17 protein-coding genes and 2 pseudogenes are annotated in these 20,183 nt (G+C 63.6%); 6 read left to right on the plus strand and 13 right to left on the minus strand.

What is annotated here, in order from left to right; translation table 11 throughout:
* Positions 1-20 precede the first annotated feature (20 nt).
* Positions 21-2,882: a DUF6519 domain-containing protein gene (locus NBE95_RS11365; protein WP_289895563.1), complete on the plus strand. Its 2,862-nt coding sequence runs from the start codon at positions 21-23 to the stop codon at positions 2,880-2,882.
* A gap of 182 nt (positions 2,883-3,064) precedes the next feature.
* Here the strand turns inward: NBE95_RS11365 and NBE95_RS11370 are convergent, their stop codons facing one another.
* On the minus strand, positions 3,065-4,267 hold the full coding sequence (locus NBE95_RS11370) for a pyridoxal phosphate-dependent aminotransferase (RefSeq protein WP_289895564.1): 1,203 nt from the start codon (positions 4,265-4,267) through the stop codon (positions 3,065-3,067).
* A gap of 70 nt (positions 4,268-4,337) precedes the next feature.
* On the opposite strand from NBE95_RS11370, the gene NBE95_RS11375 reads away from it, so the two are divergent.
* Positions 4,338-4,619 carry a succinate dehydrogenase assembly factor 2 gene (locus NBE95_RS11375; protein ID WP_289895565.1) on the plus strand — a complete coding sequence of 94 codons (282 nt, stop codon included), beginning with the start codon at positions 4,338-4,340 and terminating at the stop codon, positions 4,617-4,619.
* Positions 4,620-4,755: 136 nt separating this feature from the next.
* On the plus strand, positions 4,756-5,226 hold the full coding sequence (locus NBE95_RS11380; protein WP_289895566.1) for a MarR family transcriptional regulator: 471 nt from the start codon (positions 4,756-4,758) through the stop codon (positions 5,224-5,226).
* Between the two features lie 193 nt (positions 5,227-5,419).
* On the opposite strand, the gene NBE95_RS11385 is transcribed toward NBE95_RS11380, so the two are convergent.
* A complete protein-coding gene (locus tag NBE95_RS11385) occupies positions 5,420-5,848 on the minus strand; it encodes a VOC family protein (RefSeq protein ID WP_289895960.1) in 429 nt (142 codons plus the stop codon).
* A gap of 156 nt (positions 5,849-6,004) precedes the next feature.
* Here NBE95_RS11385 and thyX point away from each other — a divergent pair, with 156 nt between their 5' ends.
* The gene (gene thyX, locus NBE95_RS11390) at positions 6,005-6,910 is read left to right on the plus strand and encodes an FAD-dependent thymidylate synthase (protein ID WP_289895567.1); all 906 of its coding nucleotides are present in this window, start codon (positions 6,005-6,007) and stop codon (positions 6,908-6,910) included.
* A gap of 841 nt (positions 6,911-7,751) precedes the next feature.
* On the opposite strand, the gene NBE95_RS11395 is transcribed toward thyX, so the two are convergent.
* The 5 genes from NBE95_RS11395 to NBE95_RS11415 all read right to left on the minus strand — a co-directional run bounded on the left by NBE95_RS11395 (position 7,752) and on the right by NBE95_RS11415 (position 11,297).
* A complete protein-coding gene (locus tag NBE95_RS11395) occupies positions 7,752-8,297 on the minus strand; it encodes a GNAT family N-acetyltransferase (RefSeq protein WP_019352766.1) in 546 nt (181 codons plus the stop codon).
* A 113-nt stretch (positions 8,298-8,410) separates the two neighbouring features.
* Positions 8,411-8,683: a 50S ribosomal protein L27 gene (rpmA, locus tag NBE95_RS11400; RefSeq protein WP_019352767.1), complete on the minus strand. Its 273-nt coding sequence runs from the start codon at positions 8,681-8,683 to the stop codon at positions 8,411-8,413.
* Positions 8,684-8,702: 19 nt separating this feature from the next.
* Entirely contained in the window at positions 8,703-9,125 is a 423-nt protein-coding gene (gene rplU, locus NBE95_RS11405) for a 50S ribosomal protein L21 (protein ID WP_354670365.1), read from the minus strand.
* Between the two features lie 186 nt (positions 9,126-9,311).
* Positions 9,312-10,373: a CaiB/BaiF CoA-transferase family protein gene (locus tag NBE95_RS11410; protein WP_289895568.1), complete on the minus strand. Its 1,062-nt coding sequence runs from the start codon at positions 10,371-10,373 to the stop codon at positions 9,312-9,314.
* Positions 10,374-11,003: 630 nt separating this feature from the next.
* Positions 11,004-11,297 carry a hypothetical protein gene (locus NBE95_RS11415; RefSeq protein WP_289895569.1) on the minus strand — a complete coding sequence of 98 codons (294 nt, stop codon included), beginning with the start codon at positions 11,295-11,297 and terminating at the stop codon, positions 11,004-11,006.
* Positions 11,298-11,522: 225 nt separating this feature from the next.
* Between NBE95_RS11415 and NBE95_RS11420 the strand changes: the two genes are divergently transcribed.
* Entirely contained in the window at positions 11,523-12,308 is a 786-nt protein-coding gene (locus tag NBE95_RS11420) for a Stf0 family sulfotransferase (RefSeq protein WP_289895570.1), read from the plus strand.
* 633 nt (positions 12,309-12,941) lie between these two features.
* Here the strand turns inward: NBE95_RS11420 and NBE95_RS11425 are convergent.
* Positions 12,942-13,492, minus strand: a pseudogene (locus NBE95_RS11425) (IS5 family transposase); the annotation flags it as partial.
* Between the two features lie 103 nt (positions 13,493-13,595).
* Between NBE95_RS11425 and NBE95_RS11430 the strand changes: the two are divergent.
* Positions 13,596-13,775: pseudogene (locus NBE95_RS11430) on the plus strand (IS5/IS1182 family transposase); the annotation flags it as partial.
* Between the two features lie 52 nt (positions 13,776-13,827).
* Here the strand turns inward: NBE95_RS11430 and NBE95_RS11435 are convergent.
* The 5 genes from NBE95_RS11435 to NBE95_RS11455 form a co-directional block, all read right to left on the minus strand.
* Positions 13,828-14,757 carry a hypothetical protein gene (locus NBE95_RS11435; protein ID WP_289895571.1) on the minus strand — a complete coding sequence of 310 codons (930 nt, stop codon included), beginning with the start codon at positions 14,755-14,757 and terminating at the stop codon, positions 13,828-13,830.
* A gap of 44 nt (positions 14,758-14,801) precedes the next feature.
* Positions 14,802-15,950, minus strand: a complete 1,149-nt coding sequence (locus tag NBE95_RS11440) for a polysaccharide pyruvyl transferase family protein (RefSeq protein WP_289895572.1) — start codon at positions 15,948-15,950, stop codon at positions 14,802-14,804.
* Positions 15,951-16,092: 142 nt separating this feature from the next.
* Positions 16,093-17,322: a polysaccharide pyruvyl transferase family protein gene (locus tag NBE95_RS11445; RefSeq protein WP_289895573.1), complete on the minus strand. Its 1,230-nt coding sequence runs from the start codon at positions 17,320-17,322 to the stop codon at positions 16,093-16,095.
* The gene (locus tag NBE95_RS11450) at positions 17,322-18,581 is read right to left on the minus strand and encodes a glycosyltransferase (protein ID WP_289895574.1); all 1,260 of its coding nucleotides are present in this window, start codon (positions 18,579-18,581) and stop codon (positions 17,322-17,324) included. The genes NBE95_RS11445 and NBE95_RS11450 overlap by 1 nt, the downstream gene beginning before the upstream one ends.
* On the minus strand, positions 18,578-20,137 hold the full coding sequence (locus NBE95_RS11455; RefSeq protein WP_289895575.1) for a hypothetical protein: 1,560 nt from the start codon (positions 20,135-20,137) through the stop codon (positions 18,578-18,580). The genes NBE95_RS11450 and NBE95_RS11455 overlap by 4 nt, the downstream gene beginning before the upstream one ends.
* Positions 20,138-20,183 lie beyond the last annotated feature (46 nt).

The following is a 20,183-nucleotide window of genomic DNA, read 5'->3' on the forward strand; positions in this document are numbered from 1 at the left end:
CCCAGAACGAGGAGGTTGACATGACCGGGGATTTTTCACGCTGGCGCGGCCTGAACGCGAAGCATCGCGGCTATTCGGGCGTGCTGATGCAGCAGGGCCGGCTTTACACCGACTCGGACTGGAACGAGAATACGGCCATCCAGACCGAGCGCATGGAAAGCGCGCTTGCCCGCGTCATCGGGCCGGGCGGCACGCCCAAGACCGCACCGGGCTTCGCCATCACCGCCGGCGCGGGCGGCTTCGGCATCGGCGCCGGCAGCTATTGGGTGGATGGCGTCCGGGTCGAGAACCCGGCGCCGATCTCCTATGCCGACCAGGGCGGCGGGCTGAACCTGGAACCGCTGACCGAGATCGTGCAGGACGGCGCCGAGATGCTGATCCATCTGGAGCTGCGCAAGGACGAGGTCTCGGCGCTGCAGGACGGGCTGCTGGCCGATCCGGCGCTGTCGGGCGTCGATACGGCGGTGCGCGAGCGCGCGCATTGGCGCGTCGCCATCCGCCCGGTGACGCTGACCGATGCCGAGCGCGCCGAGATCGTCGCCCGCGCCGGCTGCGGCCATGCGCCGGACTTTCCGGACTGGCGCCCCGGCACCGGCCGGATGAGTGCCGGCACCGCCCCCGCCGCCGACCTGCCCGACGACAGCGACTGCCTGATCCCGCCCGATGCCGGCTATCTGAGCCAGGAGAACCAGCTTTATCGCGTCCAGATCGTCCGGGGCGGCACGCGGGCGCAGGCGCGCTTCGTCTGGTCGCGCGAGAACGGCTCGGTCACCGCGCGGCTCGGCCGCAACGAGGGCGGCGCGTTCATCCTGCTGGGCGCGCGCGAGGACGAGGCGCTGGGTTTCCCTTCGGGCGGCTGGGTCGAGGTGCTTGACGACCGCGACGCCGCGCTTGGCCGGCCCGGCACCTTCACCCGCATGACCCTGACCGAGGGCGTGGCGACCTTCTCGCCCGGCATCGGCAATTTCGACCAGATGGTGAACCCGCGCGTCCGGCGCTGGGACCATGGCGGCGCCTCGGCGCTCGGCCTGCCGCTGACGGCCGCGCCGACCCTGCTGGAGCGCGGCGTGCAGGTCGCCTTCACCGACGGCAGCTATGTCGCGGGCGACGCCTGGATGTTCGAGGCCCGCGCCGCCACCGGCGCGGTGATCTGGCCGCCCTGTCCCGGCGCCGCGGACGCGGCGGTGCCGCCGATGACCTGGGGCGTGCGGCGGGTGCCGCTGGCGTTGGCGTGGCGCGCGGGCGATGGCATCGCGCAGATCACCGACCTGCGCGCCACCTTCCCGGCGCTGACCTGTCTGCAGGCCGAGGATGTCGGCTATGACGACAGCGCCACCGGGCTGGGCGCCGAGACCGTGCAAGAGGCGATCGAGGCGCTGGCCGGCCGCTCGGGTCAGGGACTTTGCACGGCGCTGGTGCGCAACCGCGACGAGCTGCGCGCCGCCGTCGAGGCGCTGGTGCCCGGCCAGAGCATCCGGCTGTGCCTGGCCGGCGGGAATTTCCAGCTGCAGCAGACGCTGCCCCTAACCCGGCTGGGCCATGTGATCGTGCAGGGCACCGGGCCGCAGACCGTGGTCTCGGTCGCCGAGGGCGAGGCGGCATTGCTGTTCGAGGGCTGCGCCTCGGTGCGGGTCGCGGATCTGTCGGTGAACGGCGGGCCGAATGGCAATGGCAGCGGCCGCCACGGCGCGCTGACCATGCTGGGCTGCGGCGACATCACGGTGGAACGGGTGCGGGCGGGCTGCCGCTCGGGCCTTGACCGCGCCTCGGCCTGCATCGCCAGCATCGGCCGGCTGGGCCGCCGGCAAGAGCTTCGCATCCGCGACTGCGTGCTGAAACCCGGCCAGGCCCAGATCGGCGTCCAGGTCGTGGGCGCCAGCCGCATCATCGTCGAGGACAACCTGATCCGGCCTGCCGCTGCCAGCCCCGGGCTCCCGGCGCTGCGCATCGCCGCGGACGCCCGCCAGCGTGCCCTGATCGGGCGCGGCCTGCTGCGCTTCAGTACGGCACGCGATAGCAGCTGGCCTGCTTTGACAGTCCGGCGCGCGCGCAATCCGTTCTCCGACGAGCCGCCTGATCAGCTCGACGAAATCGACGAAGAAAGGTTCTACTTCGACGGCCAAGCCATCGAGATTCCGATGTATCGGGGGGGCGTCGCCCTGCGCATGCTGCCGGGCTTCGGCCCGGCGCTGGCCCGTGCCCTGGCGGCGAACAGCAAAAGCCGCATCGTCGATCCGCGCGAGATGCGCCGTCACCTGCGCAACCTGCTCAGCGAGGCCGCCGGTCACGGCGGCCGGGCCGTGATCGCCGGCAGGACGGTGAACCTGTTGCCCGACAAGCATTTCCGCCTGGCGCAGACGCCTTTCCTGGCCCAGGGCATCGTCATCGGCGGCGATACCGTGGAGGAGGCACGCATCACCGGCAACCGGATCGAGGCCGCCAATGACGGCATCCGCATCGCCGCCTCGGGGCGCGGGGATCCGCGCGAGCCGATCTGGCGCAGCCGCCCGCCGGCGAACCGCATCGCCCATGCCGTTGTCAGCGGCAACACGATCACGCTGAACCCGCTCTCCAGCGCCACGCCGGCGCATGGGCTGTTCTTGGGCCATGTCGCGCGGGCCTCGGTCGGGCAGAACAGCGTCGCGATGGCCGAGGGCCTGTTCCCGGTCGAGGCGCCTGCGCCGCATTTCGGCATCTGCCAGTTCGGCTGGCGCGGGCATCTGCTGACCATCTGCGAGAACCACGTCACCGGCATGGATACCGGCATCGCCGTGATCCCCGGCCTTGCCGACATCGTGCGCGGCGTCTGGCGGCTGCGCGACAATGCCGCCCTGCGCACGCGGCGCGCCTATGTCACCGCGCAGGCGGTCGACGTGATCTAGGCGATTCCGCTTTGGCGGGGCGGGAGGCGGTGCTATCCTGATCGGGTCAAGGACTGATCAGGGATCGTTGACGGCAGCCGAACGGGCGTGATGCGTCGCAAGTCGCAACACAAACTGGAGGTCGGGTTCGAATCCATCCGAGACATGGACGAGGCGGGTCCAAAGCCCGCCTCTATCCATGTTCAGCGCAGCCCTTCGCAGAACCCCCTGATCCGCGCGCAGGCATCCGCCAGCACCGCATCCGATGTGGCGTAAGAAATGCGGAAATGCGGCGAAAGCCCGAAGGCCGCGCCAAAGACCACCGCCACGCCGGTCTCGTCCAGCAGCGCGGTGGCGAAGGCCTCGTCGTCGGCGATCAGCGTGCCGCCGGCCGAGGTCTTGCCGATCAGCGCCGCGATCGAGGGATAGACGTAGAAGGCGCCCTGCGGCACCGGGCAGTCGATGCCGGGACAGGCGTTCAGCCCCGCGACCACCAGGTCGCGGCGGCGCTGGAACACGGCGCGGCTTTCCGCGATGTAATCCTGCGGCCCCTGCAGCGCCGCCAGCGCGGCATACTGGCTGATCGAGCAGGGATTCGAGGTCGATTGCGATTGCAGCTTGGCCATGGCGCGGATCAGCTCCTCGGGCCCGGCGCCATAGCCGATGCGCCAGCCGGTCATGGCATAGGCTTTCGACACGCCATTCATGGTCAGTGTGCGGGCCGTCAGTGCCGGCTCGACCTGCGTCGGGGTGACGAAGCGGAAGTCGTCGAAGACCAGATGCTCATAGATGTCGTCGGCCAGCACCCAGACATGGGGATGGCGCAGCAGCACCTTGGTCAGGGCGCGCATGTGCTCCTCGGCATAGCCGGCGCCGGTCGGGTTCGAGGGCGAGTTCAGGATCAGCCATTTCGTCCGCGGCGTGATCGCCGCCTCCAGCTGTTCGGGGGTGATGCGATAGCCGTTCTGCATGGCGCCCTCGATCACCACCGGCGTGCCGCCGGCCAGCAGCACCATGTCCGGGTAGCTGACCCAATAGGGCGCCGGCACGATCACCTCGTCGCCCGGGTTCAGCGTCGCCATCAGCGCGTTGTAAAGGATCTGCTTGCCGCCGGTGCCCACCGTCACCTGCCCGGGCGCATAGTCCAGGCCGTTTTCCCGCGCGAACTTGTCGCAGATGGCGCGCTTCAGCTCGGGGATGCCGTCCACCGCCGTATAGCGGGTATGGCCGGCGTCGATGGCGGCCTTGGCGGCCTCGCGGATATGCGCAGGGGTGTCGAAATCCGGCTCGCCGGCGGACAGGCTGATGATGTCCCGGCCCTCGGCGGCCAGTTCGCGGGCGCGGCCGGTGATGGCGATGGTGGGCGAGGGTTTGACGCGGGCGAGCGTCTGGGACAAAAAGCTCATCGAATTCATCCTGCGGCTGGGTCGCCCCGTCATAGGCGCCCCCCCGCGGACAGGCAAGCCGGGGACGGATATGGACGAGCATGAGGCAAGGCTGAAACGGCTGCGGATGCGCAGCTGGCGGCGCGGCACCAAGGAGATGGACCTGATCCTGGGCCCCTTCGCCGACAGCGAACTGGCCGGGCTGGGCGCCGAAGAACTGGACCTTTACGAGGCGGTGCTGGCCGAGAACGACCAGGACCTTTATCCTTGGATCACCGCGCGGCTGGGCGATGCCCGCCCCGGACCCGCGCCGATCTTGCCGATGCTGGACCGCATCGCCGGCTTCGCCCATGCCAGGCTGGCGGGGAAATAGCCGCAATTTTAGCCATCCGGGCGCGGGTTAACCGAAGATTGGGAAATATGCGCCATGGTGGCCGAAACGAGGCCATCAACGGAACCCGCCCATGCAACAGCGCAGCTCTGCCCAAACGGTGCCCGCCCTGCGGCCCATGCCGCGGACCAGCCGGGCCGAGGCTTATCTGGAAAGCCTGCAGATGCTTGAACGCCTGCACCGGCTTTTGCAGGATCTGGTCAAGGACGAGTTCGAGCGGCTGGGCCGCTCCGACCTGACGCCCGTGCAGGCGCTGCTGATCTACAATCTCGGCACGTCCGAGGTGACGGCGGGAGAGTTGCGGACGCGCGGCATGTATCAGGGCTCGAACGTGTCCTACAATCTCAAGAAACTGGTCGAGCTGGGCTATCTCCATCACGAACGCTGCGAGATGGACCGCCGCTCGGTCCGGGTGCGGCTGACCCCGACCGGGCAGGAGGTGCGCGACAGCGTGGCGCGGCTGTTCATGCGCCATGCCGAAGGGCTGGACCTGTCCGGCGTGCTGGACGACCCGCCGATCGAGACGGTGAATCTGCAATGGCGGCGGGTGGAACGGTTCTGGGCGGAACAGATCCGGTATATCTACTGAACCGCGCCGCTTCCGAACGCATCTCCGAACACGGCGGCGGAAAGCATCGCCGGGTCGTCCCGTCCTGGTCCGCCGGGCACGCCGCCCGCCGCCGGGTGCGCCCGGAAGCCGCGGGCGGGGCGGTTTTCAGGCGGCGCGGGCGCCGTTGAAGGGCGAAACGCCGCGCATCCCGGCTCGCCCCGCCCGCTGGCGCTTACCAGTGCCCGGTATTCTCCATGCTGGCCCAGGGCTCCTCGGGCGGCAGGTGCTCGCCCTCCTGCAGCAGCTCGATCGAGATGTTGTCGGGACTGCGCACGAAGGCCATGTGGCCGTCGCGCGGCGGCCGGTTGATGGTCACGCCGGCCTCCATCAGCCGCCGGCACATCTCGTAGATGTTCTCGACCCGATAGGCGAGATGGCCGAAATGCCGGCTGTCCGAGGGCAGGCCCTCGTCCCCGTCCCAGTTCCAGGTCAGCTCGACCGGGCATTCCGGCTGGCCGGGCGGTGCCATGAAGACCAGGGTGAAGCGCCCCTTGTCGTTGTCGATTCGCCGCGTCTCCTCGAGCCCGAGCAGACGGAAGAACGCCATCGTCTTCTCGAGATCGAGCACGCGGACCATGGTATGCAGATAGCGGACCTTCATCGTCATCCCTTTCCCGTTCGGTGCCACCAGACTGGCATGGCGGCGGCCGGACCGCAACGTGGGACGATTGGCTGCACCCGCGGCGCCCATACTGCCAGTTGATTGAATCACCCTTCGGTGCCACAAGATATGCCCAACAGCACGAAGGATTCCGCCATGCCCCTGACCGCCGAACAACAGGCCGAGATCGACGAGTTGCGCGCCACCCCGCGCCCCACCCTGCGCGCCGTCTCCGCGGGAATGGAGGGCCATCTCTACCAGGCGCATCAGGTGCTGGACCACGGGTTGGTGCGGGTCATCGACTACATGGGCGACGACGGCGCGATCACCCAGGCCGCGCGGGTCAGCTATGGTCGCGGCACCAAATCGGTGCAGAACGACGAGGGGCTGATCCGCTATCTGATGCGGCACTGGCATTCGACCCCCTTCGAGATGTGCGAGGTCAAGTTCCACGTCAAGCTGCCGGTCTTCGTCGCCCGGCAATGGATCCGCCACCGCACCGCCAACGTGAACGAATATTCAGCGCGCTATTCGATCCTGGACCGCGAATTCTACATCCCGGCGCCCGAACACCTGGCTGCGCAATCGACCGTGAACAACCAGGGCCGCGGCCAGGTGCTGGAAGGCGACGAGGCGGCGCGCGTCCTCGACCTGCTGCGCGAGGATGCAATGCGCAGCTATGACCATTACGAGCAGATGCTGAGCCAGGAAGGCCAGCAAGGGCTGGCGCGCGAACTGGCCCGCATGAACCTGCCGGCAAATGTCTATACGCAATGGTACTGGAAGGTGGACCTGCACAACCTGTTCCACTTCCTGCGCCTGCGCGCTGACGCCCATGCGCAATACGAGATCCGCGCCTATGCCGAAACCATCTGCGGCATCGTCCGAGACTGGGTGCCCTTTGCCTATGCCGCCTTCGAGGATTACCGGCTGGGCGGGGCGCAGCTTTCCGCCAAGGGCGTCGAGGCGCTGAAGCGCCGGCTGGCCGGCGACACCGTCACCCAGGAAAACAGCGGCATGAGCAAGGGCGAATGGCGCGAATTTGTGGAGGTCTGGGGCTGATGGCACTGGCCGGCCGATGGCGGGCGTTTGGGGGGCTGCGGCCCTGCAACGCCGGGCTGACGGATACTCTGGGCTCTATGCGCAGACCGACACTCGTGGCCACCGGCCAGCCTGCGAAGGAGCGCTCAAGCGCGGGGACTCGCTGACGATCCGGTTCGTTCCATGGATGAACCCGGGGATCGCCGCTCTCCCCTCCCGCGGCTTTAGCAGGCTGCTGAAAAGTGCCCGAATGTCTCGACCCGGCTCTGGGATCCGGGACACTCGCCCCGAAATGACTCAAAAAATATGAACGTCTGGACGAGTTGCAACAAATCGAAGAACCATTGCCTCCGCAGAACAGACTCGAAATCCTTTTTCAGCTGCCTGTTAAAAGGCGCTCCGCCTGCCGGTCGATAGCGCCGGCAACCAGCGCGAGGAGAAAACGAGTCCGAGTGCACGGCGTCCCAAGCGGCAGGATCCATCTCGGGCGGCGCTGAAGGACCGGGCCGCCGTCTCTCGATGCGCGTGCCGAGCCGGCATTCCATGCCCTTTGATTCTGTGCTTCTTCATGCCCTAGTCCCTCGGGCTTGGAAATCAGCACATGTCAGACCATAGCTGCCGCAGCCGACGCGTTCCGCAGGACAACCCCCGTCCCGGATGGGCCGCTTCAATGCCGCCGAAGGTTAACAGGACCGATCCTTCCGGGCGCACCGCTGCGATAAACGGATCGACCTGACGCGCGGACAGACATCGCCGAGGGGCTTCCAGCACCGCCCCTGCTTTATCGGGAAAGCCCACGGTTCCAAACAGCAAGGGCCCGCATGCAGGATGCGAGCCCTTGCGAACAGGACAGCCGAACCGCTCAGCCCATCTTGCGCAGGTAGGTCCAGGTCGGCACGCGGGCGTCGCGCGCCACCGACCAGCTTTCGGCATCGCCCAGATATTCGAAGCCGCAATTGGTCAGCACCCTGGCCGAGCCGGGATTGTCCTGGAACGCCTCGGCAAACAGCGTGCGCGAGCGATGCGGGTTCGCCTCGACCAGGGCCGAGACCGCCTCGGTGGCGAACCCGGTGTTCCAGAAACCCGCGCCAATCCAGAAGCCCAGTTCGGACTGTTCCTGGTCGATGCGGGTCAGAGAGACCACCCCCAGCAATTCCGCGAGCTTGTTGGCCGAACCGTCGATGGCCCAGACATCCTCGTCGCGGTCCTCCGCCATGGCACGGCGGACATAGGATTCGGCCGCGCCGGGCGGCAAGGGGTGCGGGATCGAACGGGTTCCCTCGGCCACGCGGCGATCGGCGGTGTAATGCGCGATGAGCCCCGCATCAGACGCCCGAAGCGGGCGCAGCACGAAACGCTCCGTCACGATCTCGACCTGCCGCGCATCCGAGGCAATCAATTCGTTCATGTCACTGTTCTCCCCCAATTCACTCGAAATCATATGGGTGCGCTCTGCGGAAACGCGAAGGGGACCGGCCTGCGCCGATCCCCCTTTTTTAGCACCCGAGTGTTAAAATCGGCTTACTCGGCGGCCTCGAGATTGGCGGGCAGCACGGCAATGTAGGTGCGGCCCTTGAGGCCCTTGCGGAAGGTCACCTGGCCGTCGGTCAGGGCGAACAGCGTATGGTCGCGGCCCATGCCGACGTTCTGGCCCGGCCACCAGGTGGTGCCGCGCTGGCGCACGATGATGTTGCCGGCGACGGCCTGCTGGCCGCCATAGAGTTTCACGCCGAGACGACGGCCGGCCGAATCGCGGCCGTTGCGGGACGAACCGCCTGCTTTCTTATGTGCCATGGCTCAGTCTCCTTCTGTCTCAGTTGGCGTCTGCGGCCGAGGCTTCGGCTTTCGACTTCTTGGCTTCCGCCGGTTGCGCTGCTGCCGCGAGCTTGGTGCGGGCACCGACGGCCGGTTTCACATCGGTCTTGTCGCCACCGTTTTCAAGCAGGTCGGTGATGCGGACCAGGGTCAGCTGCTGACGATGGCCGCGGGTGCGCTGCGAGGAATGCTTCCGGCGGCGCTTGACATAGGTGATGACCTTGTCGGCCTTGATGGTGTCGATGACTTCGGCCTGCACCGCGGCGCCGGCGACCAGCGGCGCGCCCACGGTGGCGCCGATCATCAGCACGTCGTTGAACTGGACCTTGTCGCCGGCTTCGGCGTTCAGCTTTTCGACGCGCAGCACGTCACCGGCCTGGACCCGGTACTGCTTGCCGCCCGTCTTCAGAACTGCGAACATTCCGTCTTTCCTTGTTCTGCCGCGTCCTTCGGCCCCGCATCGCGGATGTTGATGGGGTCGGCCCCCGCCTTCGGACAGCGCACCCTTGTGGGTGAGGTTCAAAATAACATGCCGGCAACGGACATGTGCCCGGCCGGTCGCGGGTATATCGCGGATTCGGCCGGGCAAGTCAACAGGAATGCCGCCTCAGCGCCACAGATCCCGCGCCTCCGCCTCGGAGAGCTGGCGCCCCGGCCCCAACCGGCCCGGCGTGCGCGACAGAAGCGGCGCCGGCCGCGGCTCAGAGCCCGAGAACACCGCCCGGGCGCGGTTGTGCGGATGCCGCGGCGCCTCGTCGATCGCCAGCACAGGCGCGGCGCAGGCATCCGTGCCCTCCAGCGCCGCCGCCCAGTCGTCGCGGCTGCGGGTGGCGATGCGTTCCGCCAGCCGCGCCCGCAGCACCGGCCAGTTCGCCGGATCGGCGCGGTCGGGCAGATCGGCCGCAGAAAGGCCCAGGCGCCGGATCAGCTCGGCCCAGAATTGCGGCTCGATGGCGGCAACCGCCAGGAAGCCGCCGCAGGCACAAGGATAGCAGGCGTAATAGGGCGCGCCGCCGTCCAGCAGGTTCGCCTGCCGCGCATCCTGCCAGATGCCGGCCGCCCGCATCCCCGAGATCATCGCCATCAGATGCGCCACCCCGTCCGAGATCGCCGCATCCACCACTTGCCCCTGCCCGGTCTCGCGTGCCGCGAGAATCGCCGCCAGCATGCCGGCGACCAGATACATCGAGCCGGCGGCAAAGTCGCCCACCAGATTCAGCGGCGGCACCGGATGCGTGGCCGGGCCGATGGCATGCAGCGCCCCGGTGATGGCGATATAGGTCAGGTCATGGCCGGCGGAATGCGCCAGCGGCCCGCCCTGCCCCCAGCCGGTCATGCGGCCATAGACCAGCCGCGGGTTATCGGGGAAATCCTGCGGTCCGAGACCCAGCCGCTCCATCACCCCCGGCCGCATCCCCTCGATGAGCGCATCGGCGCGCTGGATCAGGTCGCGGGCCAGGTCGCGCCCTGCGGGCAATTTCAGGTCCAGCTCCAGCCAGTCGCGGCCGCGGTCCAGCACGTCGCGCTCGAGTCCGAAGATATGCCGGGCGCCGGGACGGGTAATGCGCAGCACCCGCGCGCCGTGGTCGGCGAGCCACATGGCCGAGAAGGGCGTCGGGCCAAGGCCGGCGATCTCGACAATGCGCAGGCCGGAAAGCGCGCCGCTCATGCGACGCTCGGGGAACAGAGGGGCGGAGAAGCGGATCTTGGCATGGGCAAACAACGAAACGGGGACGAGACGGCCATGACGCCGCTGGGACAGATCAGCCGACGGTGGGCCAGATCTTCCGGGAAGGCAAGCGCGAGCGACTCTTGGAACTGTCTCATTGTAAACCGCACCAGGTTTGCCGGAGACTGATTTTTCGTTAGTTACGCTGCCCATGGGTGCAGAGCAGCATAGAAGTTGACCTCTGTTTCGGTGGGCGGGATGTTTCACATGGGTTCGAGGGGACGTCGGTCGCTGACCCAGTCCACCCGCCCCAGTATGGCATATTCGACGCCCTCACAGCTGCGCCAAGGGCCACGGCAGTGGCTGAGCGCGGCCTTGAACAGGCCGTTGATCCTCTCGGCCATATCGCTCGGGACGCCTGCCGCTGTCGATCTCGGCCTCTTGACCCACGCGTTCGGGACCTGGGGCACGCAGCCGATCTTCGCGGGAATCGACATCCCCCTGCTACCGCGATCCATGCTGTCCTGTACATCGACAGGACTCTGGGGTCCGTGCGAGGCGACCAGCCGCAGCGCGCCGTGTTGACCAAAGGGCAGACGAGCGGTCAGCGCCTGCAAGGGACATTCGACCCTAACGATACGCAGAGCGGCGGTGCATCCAGCAGGCAGGGCTTGCGACCCAGAGGGTAAGCCCTGGCTCACGCAGAGCCTGCACCAGATCTTCCAGTGCGCCCATCCAGCCTAGTTCAGGCCAGCGATCCACGGGATAGGCGACGCCGATCGGCCGTCGAGAAGCGTGATGGTCGTTCGTATCGTGTCTGGCAGGCGCCAGCGCAACGGGACGACTGTCGGGGTTGCGGACGGAGGCGGTCGGGATGGCCTCAACCGCATGGCAATCGCGCAACGGCACCCCGTCGTCGATCATCCGCACGCCCTGCGCAGTGCATCGAGCCGGGCAAAAGCTTTTACATCGCCGTCGCGCCGAATGCCCATGGGCGCCCCGGAATGCCGTGAAGAATATGGGCGTTCCCAGGGCAGAATTCGAGGCATGTGATGCCCTGACCCAGCATAAAAGTTGCGTGCGGAGTCTTGCGCGGTCTCCCATCACCCCTAAGATGAAGGAACAATTTCCCCCAGGCGACGGAAAACGATGCAATCTCTCTACGAGCGGCTAAGTCCGTATCCCCAGCAGTTCTCCACCGACATGGACCTGCCGGCCTATGAGGGGCCTGTTCGCACCTACCTCATCGCGTCCACGGCTAGGTCCGGCAGCCATATGCTCGGGCACATGCTGAAGGACGCAGGGCCGTTCGGTGTGCCGCTGGAATACCTTCATCGAGCTAATCTGAAGCTGTGGATGCATCGCTTCGGGACGGAAGAAGTAGAGCCCACCCTGCGCGAAGTGATCCGACACCGGACCGGCCCAACCGGCTGGTTCGGCCTGAAGGCCCATTGGCACCAATTTGCGCCATTCCGTCGCGAATACGACATCAGCATTCTCGGCGATCTCCGCGCCGTGTTCTGGATTTATCGCCGAGACATCTTGGGACAGGCGATATCATATACCATCGCGGCTCAGACCGGTCAGTGGATTTCTGGTGCGCCAAGAAAAGCAGAGCCAAGGTACGATTTTGCCGCGATCGAGAGGAACCTCAATAATCTTCGCGCGGAAAACAATTTTTGGGGGTCGTACCTCTCAAAGCAGGAAAAATTGCCAGTCCTTCGGGTGGCGTTCGAGGACCTCGTCGATCCAAGCCTGCGACCAACGCTGATGAAACAGATGCTGGAACGTCTGGATGCGGACATGCCGTCGCGGGAACAGGTAGACGAGCCGGTTCGAACTCAACGACAGTCAGCCAGCATCAACGACGAGTGGCGCGAGGCCTACATGGCCCAAGTGCCTGAGGAAAGGCTGCCGTTGTTGAAGCTCGGCTAAAACCATTTTCAACCTGCCGCCATACTCCCCCTACCTGAACCTCATGGTGGACGAGGCGATGGTCGTGCTGGCCGGGCACACCCGGCTGGAAGCTGCGCGCAAGCTCGGCTTCAAGACCGCGCCGGTGCATGTCGCCAAAGGGCTGACCGCGTCCCAGGTCCGCGCTTTCCGGATCATGGACAACCGTTCGGGCGAGAATGCCGAATGGGACAAGGACCTGCTGAACCTCGAACTGGCGGACCTTCTGGAGGCGGATTTCGACCTCGGTCTGACGGGCTTCACCGAGGACGAGGTGAACGCGCTGATGTCGAGCCTCGATGCGGGCACCAATCCGCAGGAGAGCGAAAACGAGATCCCGCAAACCCCGGAGGAGCCGATCAGCCGCCCCGGTGATCTCTGGCTCCTGGGGCACCACCGCCTCCTTTGCGATGACAGCACGGTCGCCACGGATGTCGTCGTAGAACCAGACGTCATCTGTGCCGCCGACGCCGGTCTTGGTGAACACGACGATGGATCAGGACACGCCGGCATAGGGGCGGGACACGCCCGAGGGCACCTTTTCTTCCGTCCTGTCAGGCTTTTGTGGGGTTTCGGCACAAATCCATGTCCAGTGCCAGAGTTAGTCCCCCTACACGGGATCTGGGCAAGCAGGTCCGACAGCATCGGAGCATCGCCGACATTGCCTGAAGTGACTGCCACCGCCCGGATCTCGAGTGTTTCCTCGTCGCTCCCGAGATGGACCTTGCGCCAAACCCTTCGTTTCGAGCCGCCATGCTTGCGCCTGTGCCACTCTCCTTCGCCCTCCACCTTGATGCCGGTGCTGTCGACGAGCAGGTGTAACGGCCGCTTGAAACCACGAAATGGAATGACGACCTCCAAGGTCTTCCGCCGCCGGGAAAGGGTGCCGAAGTTCGGCACGGCCCAGCCGAGCCCCGAGAGCTCCGGAAGGCTTGCCACGAAGCCGGTGGCCTGGCGGAGCGGCCGGCCGAAGAGAACCTTGATGGTCAGGCAGGCCGAATCGCAGCGTCGCTCTAGGCCTGCTGGCAGCCACGCCGCCCTGACGCCACTGTTTCCCACTGCATCAAGGGATCGAACCAGACGGTCAGAGATCCGCGCTGCCTCAGCGCCTGGTTGTACGCATGCCAGTTGGTGGTCTTGCAGGTCGGCTTCGGCGGTCTGCTCAGGCCATTCGGCTACTATATTGGATTCCCAAAGTGAATCTCAGGCCTCCTTGGTGCAACAAGGCCGCATCAAGACACAGTCGCCGCGATAACAGTCGGTCGGTTACAATGGACCGGATACCACCGCCGAAGCCGCGTCGAAACAAAGATGCATTGTGTGAAGCTGTTGGGCCAACGGCTCATGGCGCGAGACTTTGACCGCTAGGTGGTGGAGCTCCAAGTCCGCATCGCCGTCCTGAACGATTACACCGCGTTCGGCGTCCCTGTCACAGCAGCCCCGGGATAAATCTATCCGAGGAAAGGAGAACCTCGGCCAACAGCCGTTTTGTGCAACAGAGTCAACACGACTTAGAAGAATCCTCAATGGCTTTATGCAACCTCTCCCGAAACAACGCGAATTCCTGCTCATTTGACTCCGCTCTGAAGTCATCCATGAACTCCTGCGTAAAGACATCACGCATTTTTTCAGCTGTTGCCTTGCTCTTGATGTAAGTGGTTAGCCACCTGTCTGCTTTCGCGGTGAATCTTTCACTGAAATGAACCGGATGATATATCATCCCATCCGGATCCTGCTTAGAAAGCCTGATATCCGATTTAGGCAAGCCCACCCCAAAGGTCTCGCCTGTTATATATTTAATAGCCCCGTCGTTCATATTCCTGCAGGTAAAACCATTTGCCATCAAAGTCGTCATCAGGAACGATTCATCGTTTGGCCAGCGCCTTCTCTCACTTCTTGGAACGACTCCATCGAAGGTCTTCGAGATCTCCTTTCTGGCAGAAAATGCAAAGTCTGCCGCCGCCCTGGTTATCCCTATAAAGGGAAACAGGCATGCATAGACGTCGCATTCAAAGTGGGACATCGGCTTATACCAATACCAATTGCTTTTTGCTTTATACACATGAAAGGCAAAAATATCTGAAAAATCTTCAGAAAACGCATCAAAAAAATTGGCGCTCGAACTCATGCTCAACCTTACATCGGATTCCAATAGCCAATATCTATCATATCCCCGGAGAAGCTGCGATGCAGCATATATAAAGTAATCCCCACAAAGCCAGCCAAAATTCGAGGGCACGTACAGCCCCATTTCCCTTATTGTGTCAGCGGATATTGAAATCTTGACCTTTCCGCACCCGACGTCGACATTGCCATTTGTTTCATCGCAAACAAACGCGATATCACGATTCGATGTTGACTTAAGATAATTATAGAATCGTTCGGTCGCCTCACAATAAAAGTGCGTTCTGATCAAGATCAGCTCTCGCATTCCATCGCCCTTATGAAGTTGTGCTGTTCATGCAATTGCGTTGTTTATGCATTGGATATTTCAACAAGATGCTTGGAAGGCCTTAAGCCCGCCGCCTTAAGGAACTCGACATAACGAGCGCATCTAGCCGCGCGGAGCGCATCATAAGATTCACTGTCGAATTTTATAAGCTCTTTCAAGTGACTTCTCGTGAGAGGCATGGCCAGATCCTCCGCTCGCAAGAACGGGACACCCGTTTCTCGGCACATCTCCTCAGTACGAGTATCAATCGTGATCGTGCAGCCCATGCGCTCAGCCTGTATGGCAAGTTGCGCTCCATGAAAACGGGGGCCAATGAGCAGGTCGTACCTGCGAAGCTCATCCATCCATGAGGCGACATCATAATAAGATCGGGCATAATTTAATGCCCAGCTTGAAAACTGCTCTTTCGAATAATGAGGCGCTATATGATTTCTCAATAAATCAAACGAGGAGTCAGGAATATCATCAAACAAGCCACGCGACAATTTTATCATATTGTCCATGGACTGGACAATATAAACTCCGGGAAACATCGGATCCATCATGAGAGCGACAAGCTGTTGCTCTATAACCCGTGTATTTTCCCAACTTTCATGTCCACCGGCAACTGCGATGCGCTGCGGAAGAGGGTTTTTTTTCCAGTTTCTCTCAACCCTCCGACCGAGATCCGGTCGCGCATTGATGAAATGGGAAGGGCAGCCGTTCGCCAAAGTCTTTACGCCGGTCAACTTGTATATTTGCTCGGTCGTGTAAGGCCCTCGCGTATATATATTCCGAATTCCGTTACGCTTCCCGTTCTCAATTAACACTTCAAGCCAGTTTGCCGTCCCTTCTGTCAACTCAATATCGGCATCGAACCCTTTCGCCTGCGCGCCCAAGCCGATCACAATAACCGGCTTGGTCACTTTTGCCAAGGTGCCAGCTATCGAACCGAGATCCGTGTGTTTTCCGAGCTGATTCGCCCCAGGAAAAACAATGAAATCATAGGTGTTCAACTTTTCCGGCGATGTGTGCCACGGAAAGAAGTCAATCTCTCCCTCGATCTGGTGGCTGATAGCATAGACAAAGGCCAAGTTCCCATTGTTCATTCCGATCTGCTTGTTAAGCAAATCGAAATCCGAGTTCGAGTAGAGGCCACAGTCCTTGCTCGACCATAACAAGGCTATCTTCATGTTCTTTCCTTTTTGCGAACACAACATTCACAGTAGGTTTCATTCGCAGGCGCTATGATACTCGACACCTCATTTTTCTTTCCGCAGCGGGGTTGGTGAAGCCTGGAGCGACGCTATTGTCTTTCTGCGCTGGACCTATCCCTCAAAACTCCTTCGGAATGTCGCCTTTCTCTTTCTGCTGCCAGTCACTGTAGATCGCGTATTCAGCGTCTGCAGGTAGATGGTCGCACGGTCGCAGCAAGACGCTTCCATCGCCAAGAGCCCCTGAAGAAAGTCGGACTCCTGCCTTCACAAACCGGTGGTGGCTCTGAGAGGGAACGTCCGCCGGATACCAGATGAACTGGATATCGCGATGCTCGTCCAGATAGCGTTGACCCTGGAGGAGCGCGACGCGGTCAGGAATATGCGTAGATCTGTTCGATATGATCGCCGTGTATGTCGGTTCCGGCATACGGGCAAAGACAGAATTCTTGATACGTGTTGCTTTTTTCGTAAATTCGCGCACGTCCTGAACAGGGTCCGTTGTGTTTCCAAAGAACTCTCCATCAAGAAAAACCTGCGCGGGAGAGGCGCGGCGATGGAAATCGAAGTCCGGAACCGGATCATCATGTTCCTCTATCAGTTGGCGCGGGAACGCGGCCTTCAGTGCCGCGCGATCAATAATACAGGGACGAAGCTCCGCACGCCGGATCATCCCTTCCAAAGGCACGTTAAGCAATACCGGCTCAGTTTGGGCGTTTTCGCAGGTGGTGAACCAATCTTGAAACTTCCAGTTCCACAACTCGTCACTATGTCCGGAGATCCACAGATAAGGCTTCCCAAGGGCAGCGGCAAAGATCAGCCCGTGAAGGGATTGCGAAAGGACGACATCTGATTCTGCGATCATCTGGATCGGCAGAAGAGTATCGTCCATCATGTCCACCAGGCATATTTCGGAGCTTTCGCGAGCGGCTTGCCAGCGTTTGCTGCCAAAACCACTGTGATGTGGGACGACAGCGGCACGATACTTGCTGATTGCCGAGGGCTGCATAAATTCGGAAATAAGAACGCCCGGATCGCCGAGAGGAAGATCAGGAATGTCGTGGCCAAGCGAACGAAGGTAAGCGACGGTTTTTTTCCCCCGCAATGCGCTGATCAAAGACGGATCAACTCCGGGAATATTCATCTTGGGGTTCATAACGCCGGAACCCCAGATATGCGACTTCTTGCTTGCCATGAAGAAGACGCTGCCAATCGCAAGCAGGTGATCTTCGGTCACCGGAACGACACGCCCAGTCACTTCAAAAACCTTTGCCAATATATAGGCCGTCACAGCGTCACCGCAATTTCGAATGGTATTATAATAGCGGTAAGGAATGGTCTTGTGGGTCATTACATCTTTCGCTCTCTTGCGATGGTGTCCTTACGCGAAATGTGGCAGGTGCTCCGCCAAATCTCGACAAACCCTGCCAGATTCAATGGCGCGGTGATGAGGCATTTCTGATCGGTCAAGGTTTCCACGTTACCATGCACCGACAGGATCGCATCGGCCAATGCCACCGGATCGCCGGCGCGGAACTGCACGCCCCAGCCCTCGGTCTTTTCGGCCATGCCGCCGATATCCGACGCGATCATCGGGGTGCCGGCGGCGCGGGCTTCCTGGATCACCACCGGCGAGTTCTCCCACCAGATCGACGGGATGATGATCCAGCCATAGCCCCGCATGATCTCCACGCAGTCCTGCGGGCGATAGCTGCCGCGGAAATGGACACTGTCCGGAACCTCCAGATCGGGCCAGATGCGGGCAAAGCCCTCCTTGTCCACACCGTGGATCTCGAGGCTGAGCGGCATGTCGAACGCCTCCTTCCGCGCCTCGATCAACGAAGCGGCGCGGATCAGCACATCAAGGCCCTTGGTCGGCGTGGCCTGTCCGAAAAAGGCGAAGCGGCCGGACTTGGTCAGAAGCTCGGCCTCTGTTTCGGGCCGGAAACCGGTCGGATAGGCCAGGCCGTTCTCGATCACCGCGATCCGGCCCGGGGCCAAACCCCAGTCCTCGAAGCGCCGGCGCAGGAACTCGCTGGGCGAGAGCAGGTGGTCGAACAGGTCGAGCAGCTCGCGCATCCGGGTCTGGCGCAGCACGAAATCGATCGGCGGCCGCGCTATGCAGGCGGCGCAGGCGACTTCGCTGGCGGCATGGCAAAGTTCGCCCGAGCGTTTCACCATCTGGCCGTGATTGGCGCAGATTGCCGTCAATTCGTGCAGGGTGCAGATGAATTTCGCCTGCGGCAGAGCGGCGCGCAGCCGGCGGATGGTGCCGGCGCCGATGTTCCAGAAATGGTGGAAGTGATAGACATCGCCCTGCAGGGCCAGCAGGAACTCGAAGATCCAGTCCTCGTCCCGGATCTCGGCATGTTCCATGGTAAAGGCATCCATGCCGCGGCCGCGCAGGCAGAAGTCGCGCGGGCCGAAGCTGATGACCTGCTGGCTGGGGTCGAAATACCGGGCGCTGTCCTCGGGGCCGATGGTCGAGCCGATGAAGAACACGTCCTCGCCCAGCGAAAGCAGGTGCTGGAACTGGCGATAGGCCGCCACCTCGCCGCCGCCGTAGCGCAGGTTCGGATGCGAATGGGATACGATGACCGTGCGGCTCATGCGTAGGCCTCCTCGACCATTTGGCGGCTCTCGGCATCGAAGGAATGCCAGTCGCGGCCGTCGGCGAGGCTTTGGCAATGCGGGCCGGACTTGCCCTCGAAATAACGATGCATGTCGGTCCGGCCCGCCATGGCGGCGCCCTGCCGGATCAGCGCCTCGGCCAGCAGCCGGACCCGCGCCTCTTCGGTCAGGAAGCAGCCGGGGAGCTGATCCAGCAGCGCAAAGAAGGGCGCGGCCGGCATCGACAGCACGAAGGGCAACAGATCGCGGGCAAGACGCGCGGCCTGCGCGGCGGGGGCGGCCATCACCGTACCGATCGGGTCCAGCATGGTGACGCGCGGATCGCGGAAATCGGCAAAGGCCGGATCGGCGGCGAACTGGAACAATGTCGAACTGCGCGCGAAGACCACCCATTCGGGCATCGCCTCGGGCCGGGCGATGCGCAGCGATACGTCCTGCAGCAGCAGCCCGGCCCCGATCTCGCGCGCGGCGCCATCAATGGCATTCTGCAATACGGGCGTCAGCCGCGGACGCAAAAGCTGCAGCCGCAGGCGATCAGGAAGATGGGGGCCGATGCGACGCAGGACATCGCGCAGGTCGCTGTCGGCCAGATCGTGGTCGAGGATCAGCAGGATATCGTCGCCATCCCGCCCTTTCCCGGCCGGCTCGGACACGCGGGGCGTGGGCAGCACGCCCGGCAGCATCGCGCGGCGAAGCCGGCTGCGATCCGCGATGTCGTCGAGGCCAAGGGCCGCCACGGTGACATGCTGGGCCAGGTCGGCCGCCGCGACGGGTTCGACCGGGACCATGACGCCGGGCAGGAAGTCCTCGCCCGGGATCATCAGCAGCAGGCGTGCCGGGTTCGACGAGGCGCCGGGCAGACGCCAGCCGCCGCAATAGCCGTCATGGCCGGTGAAACGATAGCGCGACGCATAGCCCGCCAGATCGGCCCGTGCTATGCTGGCGGGAAGTAGGTCGACGGGAACGACCGTCTCGTCGCCGACCGCCAGGGCGCAAAGCGGCTCGGTCCTGGTCTGGGCCGGCATGTACCAGCCGATGACCGCGCCCTGTCCGGCGGCGGTCATCTGGCAGCGGTCGACGGCCAGGACGTGATTTTCGGTTTCGGACGCGGCCGAGGGCGCCATGCGCAGGCGCGCGCAGATCTCGCGTCCGACCCGCTCATCCGACAGGATCAGCCGCCGCTGGGCGATCAGCCGCAGCAGCGCGAAGAACACCTCGTCCACCCCGATCTCGACCAGCCGCCGCGCATCCTCGACCAGGCGCTGGTCGCGGATCTCGTTGAACTCGTTGCCTTCACCCAGATGGATCGTCGCGTGCGCGGCATCTCCGCCCAGGGCGGACAGATCGAAAAGCGCGATCACCCCCATGGGCTCGTTGCTGCGCAGGTCACGGCGCACATGGCGCGTCACCGCGACAGGGGACAGCACGGCGTCATCGACATGCAGGCGCAGTTCCGGTCGCGGCTGGGTGGTCCAGCCTGCGACCGCAACGATGCCGGCATCGTCCAGGAAGCAGAAATCCAGATTCATCTGCATGGCTGGCAGTCTTTCGGCAGGCAGAGGAGCTTCGTCGCCATCGGCA

The sequence above is a fragment of the Paracoccus sp. TOH genome, from assembly GCF_030388245.1.
GTDB lineage: Bacteria > Pseudomonadota > Alphaproteobacteria > Rhodobacterales > Rhodobacteraceae > Paracoccus > Paracoccus simplex.

What these genes read in the sequence shown, in the direction of transcription:
- NBE95_RS11365 (WP_289895563.1), top strand. Translation starts at nt 21, where the DNA reads ATGACCGGGGATTTTTCACGCTGGCGCGGCCTGAACGCGAAGCATCGC.
- NBE95_RS11370 (WP_289895564.1), bottom strand. Translation starts at nt 4,267, where the DNA reads ATGAGCTTTTTGTCCCAGACGCTCGCCCGCGTCAAACCCTCGCCCACC.
- NBE95_RS11375 (WP_289895565.1), top strand. Translation starts at nt 4,338, where the DNA reads ATGGACGAGCATGAGGCAAGGCTGAAACGGCTGCGGATGCGCAGCTGG.
- NBE95_RS11380 (WP_289895566.1), top strand. Translation starts at nt 4,756, where the DNA reads ATGCCGCGGACCAGCCGGGCCGAGGCTTATCTGGAAAGCCTGCAGATG.
- NBE95_RS11385 (WP_289895960.1), bottom strand. Translation starts at nt 5,848, where the DNA reads ATGAAGGTCCGCTATCTGCATACCATGGTCCGCGTGCTCGATCTCGAG.
- thyX (WP_289895567.1), top strand. Translation starts at nt 6,005, where the DNA reads ATGCCCCTGACCGCCGAACAACAGGCCGAGATCGACGAGTTGCGCGCC.
- NBE95_RS11395 (WP_019352766.1), bottom strand. Translation starts at nt 8,297, where the DNA reads ATGAACGAATTGATTGCCTCGGATGCGCGGCAGGTCGAGATCGTGACG.
- rpmA (WP_019352767.1), bottom strand. Translation starts at nt 8,683, where the DNA reads ATGGCACATAAGAAAGCAGGCGGTTCGTCCCGCAACGGCCGCGATTCG.
- rplU (WP_354670365.1), bottom strand. Translation starts at nt 9,125, where the DNA reads ATGTTCGCAGTTCTGAAGACGGGCGGCAAGCAGTACCGGGTCCAGGCC.
- NBE95_RS11410 (WP_289895568.1), bottom strand. Translation starts at nt 10,373, where the DNA reads ATGAGCGGCGCGCTTTCCGGCCTGCGCATTGTCGAGATCGCCGGCCTT.
- NBE95_RS11415 (WP_289895569.1), bottom strand. Translation starts at nt 11,297, where the DNA reads ATGATCGACGACGGGGTGCCGTTGCGCGATTGCCATGCGGTTGAGGCC.
- NBE95_RS11420 (WP_289895570.1), top strand. Translation starts at nt 11,523, where the DNA reads ATGCAATCTCTCTACGAGCGGCTAAGTCCGTATCCCCAGCAGTTCTCC.
- NBE95_RS11435 (WP_289895571.1), bottom strand. Translation starts at nt 14,757, where the DNA reads ATGCGAGAGCTGATCTTGATCAGAACGCACTTTTATTGTGAGGCGACC.
- NBE95_RS11440 (WP_289895572.1), bottom strand. Translation starts at nt 15,950, where the DNA reads ATGAAGATAGCCTTGTTATGGTCGAGCAAGGACTGTGGCCTCTACTCG.
- NBE95_RS11445 (WP_289895573.1), bottom strand. Translation starts at nt 17,322, where the DNA reads ATGACCCACAAGACCATTCCTTACCGCTATTATAATACCATTCGAAAT.
- NBE95_RS11450 (WP_289895574.1), bottom strand. Translation starts at nt 18,581, where the DNA reads ATGAGCCGCACGGTCATCGTATCCCATTCGCATCCGAACCTGCGCTAC.
- NBE95_RS11455 (WP_289895575.1), bottom strand. Translation starts at nt 20,137, where the DNA reads ATGCAGATGAATCTGGATTTCTGCTTCCTGGACGATGCCGGCATCGTT.